At 57.9% G+C, this 14,985-nt stretch carries 8 protein-coding genes and 2 pseudogenes; 4 read left to right on the forward strand and 6 right to left on the reverse strand.

All coding sequences use genetic code 11. From position 1 onward, the window contains the following. Nucleotides 1–99: 99 nt before the first annotated feature. The 3 genes from DIE12_RS32010 to DIE12_RS32020 all read left to right on the forward strand — a co-directional run bounded on the left by DIE12_RS32010 (nucleotide 100) and on the right by DIE12_RS32020 (nucleotide 4,160). A complete protein-coding gene (locus tag DIE12_RS32010) occupies nucleotides 100–753 on the forward strand; it encodes an AAA family ATPase (RefSeq protein WP_124551452.1) in 654 nt (217 codons plus the stop codon). Further along, nucleotides 753–1,790, forward strand: coding sequence for a ParB/RepB/Spo0J family partition protein (locus DIE12_RS32015; RefSeq protein WP_124551453.1), 1,038 nt, complete (start codon nucleotides 753–755; stop codon nucleotides 1,788–1,790). The genes DIE12_RS32010 and DIE12_RS32015 overlap by 1 nt, the downstream gene beginning before the upstream one ends. Before the next feature lie 1,137 nt (nucleotides 1,791–2,927). Continuing rightward, complete coding sequence (locus tag DIE12_RS32020) at nucleotides 2,928–4,160, forward strand: replication initiation protein (protein WP_124551454.1); 1,233 nt, start codon at nucleotides 2,928–2,930, stop codon at nucleotides 4,158–4,160. Between the two features lie 337 nt (nucleotides 4,161–4,497). Here DIE12_RS32020 and DIE12_RS32025 read toward each other — a convergent pair. The 6 genes and pseudogenes from DIE12_RS32025 to DIE12_RS32050 form a co-directional block, all read right to left on the reverse strand. Next, a pseudogene (locus DIE12_RS32025) lies at nucleotides 4,498–6,167 on the reverse strand (phage integrase family protein). Nucleotides 6,168–6,347: 180 nt separating this feature from the next. Beyond that, nucleotides 6,348–7,331: pseudogene (locus DIE12_RS32030) on the reverse strand (glucokinase); the annotation flags it as partial. A 72-nt stretch (nucleotides 7,332–7,403) separates the two neighbouring features. Beyond that, nucleotides 7,404–8,876, reverse strand: a complete 1,473-nt coding sequence (zwf, locus tag DIE12_RS32035; RefSeq protein WP_124551455.1) for a glucose-6-phosphate dehydrogenase — start codon at nucleotides 8,874–8,876, stop codon at nucleotides 7,404–7,406. Nucleotides 8,877–9,064: 188 nt separating this feature from the next. Next, complete coding sequence (gene argH / locus DIE12_RS32040; protein ID WP_124551456.1) at nucleotides 9,065–10,558, reverse strand: argininosuccinate lyase; 1,494 nt, start codon at nucleotides 10,556–10,558, stop codon at nucleotides 9,065–9,067. 128 nt (nucleotides 10,559–10,686) lie between these two features. Continuing rightward, a complete protein-coding gene (locus DIE12_RS32045; protein ID WP_124551457.1) occupies nucleotides 10,687–12,030 on the reverse strand; it encodes an MFS transporter in 1,344 nt (447 codons plus the stop codon). An 18-nt stretch (nucleotides 12,031–12,048) separates the two neighbouring features. Further along, entirely contained in the window at nucleotides 12,049–13,254 is a 1,206-nt protein-coding gene (locus DIE12_RS32050) for a porin (protein ID WP_124551458.1), read from the reverse strand. Between the two features lie 260 nt (nucleotides 13,255–13,514). On the opposite strand from DIE12_RS32050, the gene DIE12_RS32055 reads away from it, so the two are divergent. Then, the gene (locus DIE12_RS32055; RefSeq protein ID WP_124551459.1) at nucleotides 13,515–14,825 is read left to right on the forward strand and encodes a substrate-binding domain-containing protein; all 1,311 of its coding nucleotides are present in this window, start codon (nucleotides 13,515–13,517) and stop codon (nucleotides 14,823–14,825) included. Nucleotides 14,826–14,985 lie beyond the last annotated feature (160 nt).

Below are 14,985 nucleotides of genomic sequence, written 5' to 3' on the forward strand. Positions count from 1 at the left end.
CTATTTTCTCTTGAAGTTTAATAATATTTAGTCCAATATTCGGATGTTTCCATTCGGCAGTTTCATCGATGAAACTGCCGTTCTAGTCCAGGAGAAACCATGGCGGCGAAAATCATCGCAGTCTTCAATCAGAAGGGCGGTTCGGGCAAGAGCACCACGTCGACAAACGTTTCGGGTGCCCTCGGGTTAAGGGGACATAAAACTCTCCTCGTCGATCTTGATGAACAGGCAACAGCAACGCTTTCTGTTGGCGCCGCTTCTGAGGAAAGTCCATTTCCGGCAAACATTTCGAACCTCGCTAAGAGTCCCAGACCCGATCGAGAAATTATTAAGCACGTCAACGACTACGATTTCATTGTCATCGATTGCCCACCGGCCATTCGCTCCACCGCACCGTCGGTAGCGCTACTGATTGCTGATCTGGGACTGATTCCCGTCGGTGCGTCCGGGGGGAATTTATGGGCAGTTCAAGAGGCCAAAAAATTGGCAATGACGGCCCAGATTACCAACCCAGATCTTAAAATCCGTTCATTCGCGAATATGGACCAGAACGTCAAAATCGTTCAGCAAATTTTCGAGGCCGCAGCTGGCGACGAAGACATTCCGATGTTCAAAACAAGAATTGGCTTCCGCGCGGCATACAAAGAGGCCGAAGTCTCTGGTCAAACGGTTCTGCAGATGAAGGGAGCGAAGGCCGCTCATAAGGAGCTGAACGCTTTGGTCGACGAAATTCTCGAAGTCCTGGAGGGATGATGGCGAAGAAAGACTTCTCCGCAATGTTGCAATCGGGCGTAAAGCGAGATCAAGCCCTGCGAGAAACTTCTGTTGCGTCGCGCTTCGAAAGGGTAGGGGATGCGTTGGAAGGCCGAACAAGCCTACTCGAAGAGGCCAAAGGGCCGCAGAGTCTCGCTGGCCCGGTACCGTCGAAGGCCGAATTGCTGGTCGCTGAACTTGAACAATCGGGGAAGGTAAAGTCTCGGTACGCAGTGATGCCCATCGACACGATCACCGACAACCCCTTGAACAGCCGCACTATCTACAAAGAGGAAAAGATCGCGGCACGAGCCGCTTCGATGGCCCGGGACGGGCAGCTACAGCCGGCGTTGGCTGGTGTCGATCCGAACAATCCAGACCGAGTCATTTTGATCGACGGCCACTACCGCAAGCAGGGAGCCCTCCGAAATCGTTCGGAGAGCCTCGAGCTCAAGATTCTCGATGGGCTTCGGCCGATCGATTTTTATCGATTGGCGCGCGCGGCGAACAACGAACGCGAGCAAGAAACTATTCTCGATGTGGCTTATGGCTACAAAAAACTGCTCGAGCTCGGTCACGCGAAGTCAAATGACGATCTCGCCGCCTTAGTGGAAGAGGGCAAGTCAAAAGTCAGTAAGACACTTGCAATCCTAGAGTTGCCTCAAAGTGTCCTAGATGTCATTGCTTCGTATCCCGAACAATTCGGTTTGGTCACGGGTTACGAGCTGACTCTCTATTTCAAATCGACAAGCGAAAAGCAAACTCTAGCCCTGGCCGAGCGGATTCGCGACGAGCAGTTGTCTGCCTCGAAGGTTAAGGCGATCCGGGAGTCCGCAGCGAAGGAACGAGCCCCTCGCAAGTCGATCTCGCGACAGTACAAAGTCTCTGGGTCCTCAGGAACGGCCATTGGGGCCATCAAGGAGTGGGGGAATGGGAAGATCCAAGTCGATCTCGCGCTCGGAACTCCGGAGCGGGCCGAAGCGTACATTTCTGCGCTGAGAAAGCTCCTCGAGGAAGATGGCCACAATCTGAAATAGGTGAACTCACTAGTTCAGTGCGCGGCGGGGACGGGACCAGCATCGAGGTGTCGTTACCCGCGGCGGTTTGATCCATTCGGAGATCTATCTCGGGAACAACACCTGTGGTTGCTTTAAAAGAACAACTACTTTAAAACATTTGGCTCCCGCAGAACCTTTATCCACGGCGCTTTCCGGGCGGATCGGTCATCCTTTATGGGGCGAAAGGTAAGGGTTTATGGGCCGATCAGGTCATGCTTTATGGGGTACGGTCAGGCTTTATGGGGAACCTCACATCGATTCTCGATATCAACCGTAACGCATTGATTTTCAACGGTATTTATTCTAGGTTCGTCCACCTTAGCGGGGCGAGAGTCATCATTTGTGGGGCAGAAAGTCATGGTCCGTGGGGCACAGGCGGCCGGACATCGCTTGCTCCGGGATTTCCTCAACGTCAGGTCATGGTTTGTGGGGCGGCCATCCCCAACGCATGCGAGTATTCACTTCGAAATAACTCATTGAATTTGCTGAATAAAATCACATCCAGTCAGCAAAAGTCGGGGTTTCTGGGGCGCTCTCGCGTTCGGTCGAAGCCAAAGGTCATCCTTTGTGGGGGGGCAAGAATCCGCCTGTCAGCGCCCACCAGATAAGGTCGTAGCTTGTGGAGCGCCAGCAAATACCGGCCGTCCCACTGCAACCGGGCCATAAAGCGCCGGAAAGGTCATGCTTTATGGGGCACAAGTGTAGAGACGTTGAATTCGTTGCTGAAAGGTCATGGTTTGTGGGGCGAGGCAGTCGGCCCGGCGCGTGCTACATAGCGCTCGCGTTGCGAAAGGTCGTAGTTTGTGGGGCGAAACATCCAGCCTTTAGGTCATGGTTTGTGGGGGAGATGCAAAAAGGTGGGGGACCAGGTCCGTCCAGAACCGGATCTCGGTAACAGGCCGAGGAAAATAAGTCGCCTCAAAGGTCATGGTTTGTGGGGCGTGTGCCGCAGGAGGTAAGGTCATGGTTTGTGGGGCGTCGATCGCCGGCGAGACCTCGATCGAACGCCTGCGGTGAAAGGTCATGGTTTATGGGGCGGCCGAGGAAAGGTCATCCCGATTTTCTTGCCGACATGACTTTAGCCACCTAAAATGCTCCTCAACCAACGAGGAGCGTATGGCAGGAGCAAAGCAAAAGTCCGGTAGCGCCGTAGTAGCAAACGTGCCGTCGAGTGAACTTCGAAAGCACGTTGGTACCGTACATGTGGGCGGCGATCTCGGGTTGCTCGGACGCAAGCTTTCGAACGTCCTTTTGCTGAATGCCTACGACAACCTATTAACCAAGACCGTTCACGAGATTCCAGTTGGGATCATGAGCGAAATGCTCGGCTTTGACAGCAAGAACACAAAGGCATTGAAGGAAGCGCTCAAGAAGATATCGACCACGCCAATCGAGTTCGATATTTTGCATGCGGCAGGGGACGAGGAGTGGGGCGTCACTACGTTGCTAGGCTCGGCGAACATCCGGAATGGGATCGTCACTTACGAGTACAGTAGCACCCTGGCAAACAAGCTTGCGAATCCAGAGATCTACCTCCTTATCAACATCAACGTCCAGAAGCAGTTCAGTGGAGCGTATGCGCTTGCGCTCTACGAAAACTGCCTGCGTTTCAAGCGCACTGGCTCTACGGGATGGATCTCGGTCGAGATCTGGCGCAAGCTTCTGGGCGCGGAGGCTTCGACATACGATGAGTTCAAACACTTCAATTCGGAAGTGATCAAGAAGGCTGTGAAGGAAGTGAACACGGTCTCGAACATCCTTATTTCCCCAGAGTATGAAAGGCTGAATCGCCGCGTTGTCAAAATCCGTTTTCTCGTAGAGGACAATCCCCAACGATCGATGTACGACGAGGGTGATAGCGAGGAGCAAGCCGCGATCCGTGACTCGGAGACGTACCGACGGCTTGTTAAGTTAGGCATATCCGGTCGACTAGCGGTCGATTGGATTCAGCACGACCCGGAACGAGCGACCAAGACCGCCCAATACGTCGAGCAACAGATTCGCAACAAGAAGATTAAAAGGAACGCCGGCGGCTACGCGCGAACAGTCTTCGAAGGCGGCGGTGACATCGAGACGGTTGAAGTAATCACTGAGTCGGCCCGTCGTGCAGAGAAGAATTCGAGTGACAAAGCTGAGGCCGCAGCAGATGCGCGGTCGAAACTGATCGCTACCACAATCAGGGGGCTGTCGACTGAGGAGCTCGCGGAGTTTGTACGGCAATACGCAGAATCAGGCGGTGCTGTTGGTTCGTACATTCGCGACGACGGGACCTTCAAGAATGTTCTCGAGAAAGTGGCGTTTACCGGCTGGCTTGCCAGCAAGATTGGGGAGACGTTGTCCGGGAATTGAAGCAGCGTGGACAAGCGCCAGTACCAGATTTCGAAGCGGACCGCGGGCCTACCAGGCCCGCTTTTTTTTACCATGAGAAGCACCCTCAGGTGCTCCAAAGGTTACTGGCGTGTCTTGTGGGCCAGTCGTCGAAGCCGCCCACGTTCTGGTGGCTGACGGGGCGTGTAGAGAGGGGAGTGAGTTAGTACCGGGGTAATCGTCCTTTTCGTGCAAAATCTGGCGGTTTCGCCAAGAATTCATCGAAAAATCATGTGCTTATAAAGTCGTCGATTTCGTGGAATTGCGTCCTTCGGGTGCAGAATCTGGCGCTTTAGCTTGACGCTCCGTGGCCTGCCGCTCACTTCCGCGCAGCAAACGCCTGATCAAACTGCCAAGCCCGCTGCACTTCATCGCTATGCAGATAGGTCGACGTCGTCGAGATCGATGCGTGCCTCAGGTTATCGCGCACCATGATCAGCTCGGCGCCTCGCGCCAGCGCGTGTGACGCGTGCGTGTGCCGCATCCAATGCGGGCTCGCGCGACGCAACTTCTCCGCCGTCGCGGGCCGCTCATCCTGAATCGCGTCGGCCGCCAGCACGAAGAATCGCCGCAGCACACGCCAGAGCCGCGTGCTTTCGATGCGGGCGCTATCCTCTTCAAGACTCGCGACGAGCGGCGTCGCCGGATTCCAGCGCGCAGGCGTAACCGACAGGCCTCGCTGCACGAGATACTGGTCGAGCGCCGTCCGCGCCAGTGCCGGCAACGTCACCTTCCCGCGCTTGCCGCCCTTGCCGAGCACATGCAGCCAGTGATCGCCGTGTTCGTCCCGGCGGATGTCGGCGAGCGTCGCGCCGACTAGCTCGCTCGCGCGTAGGCCGGTTGCGTACCCGAAGTCCAGCAGGAAGCGCAGGCGCTGAGCGGCCGGCACGCTCCAACCGTAGGACCATTCGAGGCCGTCGGCCAGCGTGCGGATCAGTAGCCACTCGCCCTCGGAGAAACCGCGCGACACGTCTAATCCAGCGCGTGGCGCATGGTTCTTGACCTTCACGCCGGCGAACGGATTCGCGAGTATGTAGCGCTGCTCGATCAGCCAGCGGAACAGCGCCGACAGGACGTTCAGCGCGTAGGCTGCGGATCGTGCAGACAGCGGGCCGATGAACGGCCGCCACTCGACACTGTGCCGCGGCCGCGACGGCCCGACCCAGCGCTCGCGCGGCGTGGGGCGTCGCAGGAATGCGCGATACGCGATCGCGTCGTCGGTGGTGAGCGACGACAACGCGCGGCCGCGCTCGACGATCGCCCACAGAATCAGGCGCTCCGCCTCCTTGCGATAGGCGCGCTGCGTCGCCGCCGACTCGTGCAACGACAGCCAGGACTGAATCGCCTCGTAGTCGTTGGACGCATTCAGCAGGCAGGCGGCCCGCGGTGCGCGGAACTGTCCCTGCGAGCCGTCGACTTCGTGCGGGACGCGCAACTGCTCCCACGGCACGACATCGCCGGCGGGCGACGCGACAATCAAGGCTCGTGCCCGCTCGGTCAGCGCCGGGTGGGCGGCGAAGAACTCCTCCACGCGGCGCGCGCCGGCGACGCCGAGCCCGTCGATCGCCGTCCACCAGCGGCGCCGACGTGGAATCCGCACAGTCAGATCGGCGAGCGTCCGGATGCCGTGCGTCTGCAGCGCGACCACCACGCGCGCGGGCAACCATTGATCGATCGCGTCGGCGATGTGCGGCGCCGGTGCAGGCAGGCTGCGCAACGTCTCGATCGCGCGCGTGACAGTGTCGCCCGGCGCGGCTGACCGCCCACCGAATACCTCCGCAAGATCGTCCCGGTGGCGGCTTGTCGCGTATACGATCAGGGTCCGCCGGATGCGGCCGAGCACGCCGCGCGCGGATGCCCCGGGCACCTTACGGTCGCCCAGATAGCGCGCGACGCCGCTCGAGCGTCGAGCCCGGCGTACCAAGCGCGCAGCGCTGCCAGTTCGGCGTCGTCGGGGAAGGTGGTGGGTTCGGTCTGACGCGTTTTCATGATTGCCAGTTTAGATCAAAAACAGATATGGACAGATAATGCTGTTTATCTGTCCGCCACTCACCTCAATAGACTCCGTGATCGACATTTGCCGAGAAGCCAATCGGCCCTATTGAAGTGGGTAGTCAGATTGCCACCAGTGGATCTCGACGCCGTTGCTCAGCTTGCATCATGAACGTGCGCACCGCCCCTGAGGTAGGATTCCAGAATGGCGGACACACCCAAGAAGGCTGGATACCTCTCGGTGATGACAAACGTCGGAATGCCTCGCAGATACGTCGTGAAGCGTCCTTTTCCTTCAAATCGATGCCGGAATGTCGAACGATCGAAATATTCACCCAAACGAGGCACAACGCCTCCTCCAATGTAAATCCCGCCTGAAGCACCGAGCGTCAGAGCAAGGTTGCCGGCGGCCGTGCCGAGCATGCCGCAAAAGCAATCAAGCACGTCGATGCACAGCGGGTCGCCGTTCAGCGCACGCTCAACGATTTCAGCGGTGGACAATCCCTTTTTGTCGCCACGGATATGGGTGTTGAGCGCTTGATAGATCACTTCGATGCCCGGGCCAGACACGAGGCGCTCAAACGATACGTGAGGCCAGACCGTCCATGCATGCTGAAGGACAGCAACGTCGCGTTCGTCCGCCGGCGCAAAGGTCGCGTGCCCGCCCTCACCCGCGAGCGGGGTCCATTGTCCATTTGCTGGTATCAGCCCTGAGACACCCAGTCCGGTGCCGGCCCCGATAAGACCGATGGGGCCGACAGAATGGGCCGTGCCATCCCCAACCTGGCGAAACTGAGATTTGCGCAGTAATGGCAATGCCATCGCCAGCGCGGTGAAGTCATTGACGACACACAGGTTATCGAAAGCCATTGCTCGTTTCGTGGCATCGATCGAAAATTGCCAGCCGTGGTTGGTCATGGCGATCCAATCACCGTCTACCGGGTTCGCAATCGCTACAGCCGCATGTCGAACACGTTCGACGCCCACATCCGTCAGATACGCAACGATGGCGTCATTAATCCCGGGAAAATCGTCGCAGGGATACACGCGAACGTCGCTGAAGCGTGCCGGTCGCGTTTCGATCGCGAAACGCGCATTGGTTCCACCGATGTCCGCAAGCAATCGTGGTAGGTCGAAGGTATGTGCCTCGTGGATGCTCATTTCGTGCGGTGACTTTCGGTCGATCATATTGACTCTCATGCTATAGCTGCACACCTTTTAAACTGATCAGTGTCAGTTCTCTTCGTCTCGCCAGCAGGTCCCAGCTGAAGCGAGCAACGAACTTGCGGCCGCCGGCCCCCATGTGCCCGCCGCATATGGCCGTGGGCGTTGACCGCTTCCAAGCGTTGCAAGAAGCGGTTGGACCCATTGCCACGCTTGCTCCTGTTCGTCCCGCCGCACGAAGAGCGAGAGACGTCCCTCAATGACATCAAGTAGCAGCCTTTCATATGCGTCCATACTTCGCCCGGTAAATACCCTGTCAAACGCGAGGTCAAGCGATACACGTTGCAAACGCATGCCGTCGCCTGGCTGCTTGGCGAGACAGTAAAGCCGAATCGATTCATTGGGCTGCAGGCGAATCACCAGTTGGTTTGCGCCGGACGACAGTGCGGATGGGCCTAGAACGGAAAGCGGAACTGGTTTGAAGTTGACGACGATCTCCGTGACCCGCTCAGGCATGCGCTTTCCCGTCCGGAGGTAGAACGGGACACCGGCCCACCGCCAATTTTCAATCGTTGCCTTGAGCGCGACATAGGTTTCAGTCAGGGTGTCCTCCGCCACACCTGGCTCGTTCGAATATGCGGGGACAGACTGACCTTTTGAAAAACCGGACTGATATTGACCAAACACCACTTGCTTCCGCAGGTCGTGTATGTCGAGGGGCCTCAACGCACGGAGGACTCGCAATTTTTCGTCGCGAATAGCATCCGAGGTCATATTCCTCGGCGGTTCCATTGCGGTAATGGCAAGTAGCTGAAGAAGATGATTCTGGACCATATCCCGCAGCGCTCCGGTCTGATCGTAGAACGAGCCGCGTGCTTCGACGCCGAGATTTTCCGCGATGGTGATCTGAATGTTGTCGATCCATTCCCGGCGCCATAGCGGCTCGAACAGCGCGTTGGCAAAGCGAAGAGCCAACAAGTTCTGAACCGATTCCTTCCCGAGGTAATGGTCAATTCGGAAAATCTGGTCCTCGCCGAAGACTTCGCCGACCGTGTCGTTGATGGCTCGAGAAGAAGCAAGGTCATGGCCGAGCGGCTTTTCCAATACGATTCGCGCCCGTACATTCAGTCCGTTTGCTGCCAGGCCGTGACAAATTGAGACAAACAGCGAGGGAGCCGTAGCGAGGTAATGCACGCGGACGGCGTCCTTCATGTCCTCGTGATTCAGTGCGGCACCCAACTTCCCAAAATCGCGCTCGCTCGCGAGATCGATGCTGACGTAGGATAAACGCGCGAGGAACATCGACCAGGATGCTTCATCATCGCGCGTCACTTGCGCATGCAACTGGACGTGTTCATCCACCCACGCCGCATACTCCTTGCTGGTCAGCTCCGGTCGCGCTACCGCGACGATCCGCCCCGTCTTCGCGAGCTTGTCGTCTCGGTGTGCTTGATAGAGTGCCGGCAAGATCTTTCGCATGGCGAGATCGCCGGTGCCACCGTAGAGAATGAACGTGAAGGCGCGAGGAAAGCAGTCTTGCATAACAGGAGCGTGCCAGAAGTGGCGATAGAGGTATCCGAGCCGGATTTACATCCGGCGCGCAAATAGTTCGCTTTCCAGATCGTTAGTGTTGATCTGGCATGCCGCGGTTTTCTGCTACTGACCGTAGGTAGCAGCAGAACTGGTTGAATATCGAAACATGCGGGGCGTACGAAAATGGTGGACTGGTGTCAGCCCTCGACGAGCGTTGCGAAGGAGGATCGCAGTTTCGCTACGGCATGGCGCTCTCGGTCGGCCGTTGCCGTGGCGATGTCGTCAAATTCGGTCAGCCTGTCTGCGTACGCGATGAAGGCCGCATCGAGTGGGGCCGGCGCCGGACCGCCAAAACGATCGCGAACCGAGACGAAATGCTCCGGTGACACGATTTCCCGGAACGCCGATTCGTCGATTCGTGGCGCGCGACCGCAAGTCTCGCAAAATGCAGCGCGAAAGAATGAGTAGCCGCGCTCGGGTAGGCTGCTTTCAATGGATACAACAGCCTTTGCTGTATGAGCGGCGATCTCGTGAGCCTGTCTGAACGATAGCCCTTCGGCACGCACGAGCGAATCGGCCAGCTCTGTCACGGTAATGCAACTTCTTCCAATATTCGCGCGAACCTTGCTCTCGTTCACGGTCAATACTCTCACGAAGCCTGCCAGCAGATCGAGGACGCGTCCGGCCAGGTCAAACGCTGAATGACCTTGAGTGTGGGTCTCGCCTTCGCTGTCGTTCATGTCTGTAAACGGCGTGTTGTGCATGACAGTCAGCATCGCGTGAGAACGCGACATCGCGTGTGATGCCAGCAGGCGCAGGTGCTCGATCGGTACGGGGTTGCGCTTCTGCGGCATGATCGAGCTGATCTGTACGAACGCGTTCGGTACATAGAGCTGACCGACTTCGAAACTCGACCAGAACTGGAAGTCTTGCACCAGTCGGCCGAGATGAAGCATCATCAGTTCGATCGCTGAGTAAGTCGATGTCACATAGTCGGCGGCCGCGATGCAGCTATAGGAGTTTCTGAGGGGAGCTGAGAAGCCGAGTAGCTCTGCTACGCGATGCCGATCGATCGGAAAACCGGTGGTCGTAATCGCAGCAGCCCCCATCGGGCACAGGTCAACCAATTCGCGAGCTCCCTGCAGACGTTCGATATCACGCAGCAACACCTCGATTGCGGCTCCCAGGTAGTGACCGAACGTCGTTGGTTGTGCTGGTTGACCATGCGTATAGGCGACGATCAAGGTCGCCTTTTCTCGCTGTGCGGTCTCGAGCAAAGATCGCGCGAGCAATCGTGCTTTGGCCAGCAGCTCGTCGATACGGGGTTTCATCGCGAGCTTGAACAGCGTGTGATCCATGTCGTTGCGCGAACGAGCGGTATGCAGGCGGCCTGCGATATCGACACCGAGCCGCTTTTTCAGCTCCCCCTCAATCAGGAAGAAGAAGTCTTCGACTTCTCCGGTATATTTCAGCGCATCGATATCGAGCTCGCGTTCAATTTGCTGCAGCGCACGTCCGATCGACGATGCCGTCTCGCGTTCAACGACACCTGTTTCCGTCAGCATGACCAGATGCGCGCGATCGACAAGTTGAAAGTTCCGATGATGCTGTTTGGCGCCTTCGAATAGCGGCGAAAGCACCGTCTCGGTATAGACCGGCGCGGGAAAACGGCTAGCGTCTTGAATATTCATGATGTTGCCTCATACGAGCTGCGGCCCGCAGCTCGCTCTACACGATGAAGAAATTGGGGCGACGGTGGCATTTGTCACCCCGCTACGAACTCTCGATATCGAACTGGAGCCCAATTACGTCAGACGAGTCAGGACGCGATGCTGCGCACCTGTTCCACGTCTCGTCGGATCGCACCGAGTCGCGTCAAGATCAGAAGGCCCCCGACGAAGAACAGGCTCGAGAAAATTGCGAAACAGTTGCCGAGGCCGAATGGCTTTGCGAGCGCGCCGAATGTGATCGACGACACACTCGCGCCGACGACGCCAATCGCGAGCATCATGCCGGTCGCCGTGGCTCGTGCGTACGATGGAATGACATCGTGCAAAGCGGCATAGATGTTCGCGTCGTACGCGCCTTTGAAGAATCCTGCGCCGACGAGGCACAACACAGCGACCGTGACATTGCTCGATAGCCCCGCTCCGAGTACGAAACCGGTCGCGATGAGGAGGCTTGCACCGAGGACAATGAAGCGACCTTGCACGAATCGGCGCGATATCAAGTCGCCCATCACCCCTCCGACGAGCACGGCCGCGAGCGCCGAGACGTTCTGGATGCTCCCGAAGAACGCAGAGACGGTCAACGATGTGTTGAATTGGCGATAGAAGTAGGTGGGGGCCCATGTCCACAGTGCATCGGCCACGAAGTTTCCACAGAAGAACACAACGATCAGCATAAGCGCCGATGGGACTCCGAGGACGACACGGTAGGTATTCACGGGAGTTGCACCGTGCGCTGCGGTGCGCGCTGGCGTCGCCTTGCCGTTTTGCATGTAACGCTGGATGGCAAAGAACAGGACGACAGCCCAGACGATGCCGAACGTGCCGTAGCCATAGAACGCGAGGTGCCATGAATAATGTTCGGCGAGGTAGGCTACTGACACCGCGCCGACAAGTCCGCCGATGAACGTTGCGGCCTGGTGAATCGACAGGGCTGTGGATCGTGACCGGTCATTGTGGATTCCGCTGATCAGCGCCGTTCCGGACGGAAAATATGACCCTTCTCCGAAACCGGTCAACGCCCGCATCGTCAGAAAACCGATGAACGAGGCTTGCATCGGACTGACGAGAATACAAATGCTCCAGAACACGAGCCCGAACAGGATCGTGTAGCCGCGTCCGAGCCGATCCGCGAGATAGCCGGTCGATATGCAGCCGACACCGTACAACATCTTGAACGCGACATTGAGCCAGCCGAGCTGAAGATCGGTGAGATTGAACGTGTGTTGCAGGGTCGGCATGATTGCCGTTACGACAGTTCGATCGGCGTAATTGAGGAACGATACGACCGATAGGAGTGCGAGAACGAACCATGCATAGGCACCACCTCTCTTTGCCTGTAGCCCGTGGGCGCTCACCCCATTGCCGGGCAGTGGTGCGATTTGTGCCGTCTCGATCGATCCCGTGTGCCGGGAGGAAGAATTGGATGAGTTCATGTCTGCCACTCTCCACAATCAGAAACGGTGGACGATGCCCACACCGGCCGCGAAGACGCGACGACCGGACGAGGGTGTACTTTGGGTGCCATCACCGACGGTCGCTGTTGCATCGATGATGTGGCCAACACCCGCTGTACCGAGTGTTTGTCCGTTCGCGGCTTGGAAGGCTTGAAGTGCGTAAACAGCGGTGCGCTTCGACAGACTGTAATACTCGCCGAGGCTGAACTGCTGATATTGCGCCGCGTGAGCTATGCCGTTTGCCTTTGTGGCGCGGGTGAAGCTGTAGCCGGCGGCGAGATCCCACGCGACAGCCGGCTTGAAATGGAGAACCGCACCTGCTGTATTGAACGTCGCCGTGTTGGTGAAGCTGGAGCGAATGCCGGGAATGTATTGCACATTGGAGTACGACGCGGAAACGTCCCATCGCGGCGAAAACGCGTAGCCCGCGGTGACGGCAATGCGTTGCTGCGCCGCAGCGGTTTGATAACCGTTCGTCACCGACGAAACACCGACCTGGCCGCCCGACGTCGTGGTCGAGTCTGAGCCCCATGCGCCCCCGCCGGGGATCGAATTGTTGACCCGCTGTACGGCCGCAGCAATCCCCATCGGCCCAACCTGATACTGGGCGCCGACGCTCCATGTCGAGCCGCTGTTGAGGCTGCCGGGGACGCCGCCGACGGAATAGGATCCGCTGAAAGTGAATCCGTTGAGCTTCGGTGAGGTGTAGACCAGCGAATTGTTTGCGCGGTAGTTCGTATCGAGTGAGTCCAGATCGCCGGGGTGCGCGCCGAAATAGCCAGTCAGCCATGTGGTCGGGCTATAGGGGGAAAGCATCGAGTAGTACGACGTGTACTGCCGTCCAGCGGTCAGCGTACCGAAATGTGGGTTCGTGACACCCACGTATGACTGCCGCCCGAACAGCGCGTTTGTGTATTGCTGGCCGCCGGTATTGAGGTTGAAGCCGGATTCGAGCTTGAAAATGACCTTGGTGCCGCCGCCCAGGTCTTCGGAACCCAGCAGACCGAAGCGATTGCCGTTCCAGATTCCCGATGCAAACTTAAGCGCGGAATGGCCGCCCGAGGTTGCGCCGAGCGTACTCTGGCTGCTCTGGTAGACGATGCCTGTATCCACAACGCCGTATAGCGTCACGCTGCTTTGCGCATACAAAGGCAGTGCAGCAAGCGCGGTCGCCATTGCCGCAGTCGATTTGAGTAAGTACATCTCGGTGTCTCCGAATGTGATTAGCTCGACCGGTTCCGTTGGCGGGTGCAGACGGCAGCTCATTCCGCGGTCGATTCAATTGGTAGTACTAATATGACGGGCGCACATGCTCGAGCCCCAATTGATGCTCTACTGCTGGGGCACTAGCAGGCCTTCATCGCGCTTTAAATTTAAAGCGCTTGCGTATACTGTTCCCGTGAGGATCGGCTGTCAATGCTGACTTTGCCGCCGGAATATAGGGGTTTTCCCTTCTGGAGAACGTGGTCTTCGCGAGACGCCGGACGGTGAATTTAAAGCGCTTTCCTCTAGGGCGCGACATGTCGAGCCGGCGCATCGCGCGCTTCGATATCGGCTTGCGAGGGGTAATGGTTGAAAATCAAGGATTTACGGGAAATCCCTGGAGCAACGTCTCCGCGATCAATTCGAGCGCAGGGCGCAGCTCGCATGCGCGTGACGAGAAGCTTGGTTGGAAGCGCTCGCACTGTTTAAAGCGATTACAATATGCACTGACAATCCGAGTACACGCCCCCATGACCAAAGGAAGAGTCGACCTCAAGACACTCGCGAACCACCTCGGGGTCTCTCAGGCGACGGTGAGCCGCGCTCTGGCAGGCCATACCCAGATCAGCGCAAAAACCCGCCACCGGGTGGCTCAAGCCGCCGAAGCGCTCGGCTATCGCCCCAATGAAGCGGCACGCCGATTGGCAACGGGGCGAACGAACGCCGTGGGGCTGGTATTTCCGCTGCAGCGTCTGCTGTTAGCGCAAACCAATTTCGTCGACGTGCTTGCCGGTATCACGGAATCCCTCAATCGTCAGCATTTTGACCTTGTGCTTGCCCCGTTCGATGAAGAAGGTGAGGAGGCGGTCATTCGGCGCCTTGCAGCAGCACGCTCAATCGACGGAATCATCATTACCCGCGCCCGGGTGGATGATCTACGGATACCACTGCTAAAGTCGCTCGGCATACCGTTCGTCGTACATGGCCGCGCGTCTACGTGCGCGGATTACGCCTTTGTTGACATCGACAATGAAGCTGTCTTTTTCAAATCGACAACGCTGCTGCTCAGCCTGGGGCACCGACGGATCGTGATGCTGAACGGGCTGCCCGAATTCAGCTATGCCGCAGCGCGTTTTCGAGGCTTTCTGCGGGCATATGAAGAGCAAGGATTAGCGCCTGATCCGGCTTATCAATTCAATGTCTCGATGACCGAGGAGTCGGGGCATGCGATCGCGAGTGAAATGTTTGCTGCGGATCGCGCTCCTACGGCGTTTCTGTGCGGGTCGGTGTTTCTTGCTCAAGGCGTGTATCGCGCAGCGCAGGACCGTGGACTCCGGATCGGTCGAGATGTCTCCGTGATCGGCCACGACGACAAGCTTCGGGGCATTCAGGCTTCATCGTTTGATCCTCAGTTGTCGGCGACAGAGGTTGCGATTCGGCATTCCGGCGAACTCCTTGCGGACATCCTGGTGGACCAAATCGTCAATCCTGCAGCGCCGCGCATTTCGTGGCATGAAGTAACGCCCGTCGAGTTGATCGTTCGGGAGTCGATTGCGGGAGCCAACATTTGAATGCGGTACCAAGCACACCCACAGTCTGTGCTGCGACGCAGAACCTGATCTCGGCTGCTGCGGTGTTCGACGGTGCGCCTCAAGAATCCTGACATGGCGCGGTGCGACCACGTGTGCCGTTGCGTCGACAACCTACTGACATGTCGGACGACGTATTCGG

Source organism: Burkholderia sp. Bp9015 (genome assembly GCF_003853505.1).
In the GTDB taxonomy this organism is placed as follows: domain Bacteria; phylum Pseudomonadota; class Gammaproteobacteria; order Burkholderiales; family Burkholderiaceae; genus Burkholderia.

Coding starts and splice junctions, on each gene's coding strand:
- DIE12_RS32020 (WP_124551454.1), top strand. CDS start 2,928: ATGGCAGGAGCAAAGCAAAAGTCCGGTAGCGCCGTAGTAGCAAACGTG.
- DIE12_RS32045 (WP_124551457.1), bottom strand. CDS start 12,030: ATGAACTCATCCAATTCTTCCTCCCGGCACACGGGATCGATCGAGACG.
- argH (WP_124551456.1), bottom strand. CDS start 10,558: ATGAATATTCAAGACGCTAGCCGTTTTCCCGCGCCGGTCTATACCGAG.
- zwf (WP_124551455.1), bottom strand. CDS start 8,876: ATGCAAGACTGCTTTCCTCGCGCCTTCACGTTCATTCTCTACGGTGGC.
- DIE12_RS32010 (WP_124551452.1), top strand. CDS start 100: ATGGCGGCGAAAATCATCGCAGTCTTCAATCAGAAGGGCGGTTCGGGC.
- DIE12_RS32050 (WP_124551458.1), bottom strand. CDS start 13,254: ATGTACTTACTCAAATCGACTGCGGCAATGGCGACCGCGCTTGCTGCA.
- DIE12_RS32015 (WP_124551453.1), top strand. CDS start 753: ATGGCGAAGAAAGACTTCTCCGCAATGTTGCAATCGGGCGTAAAGCGA.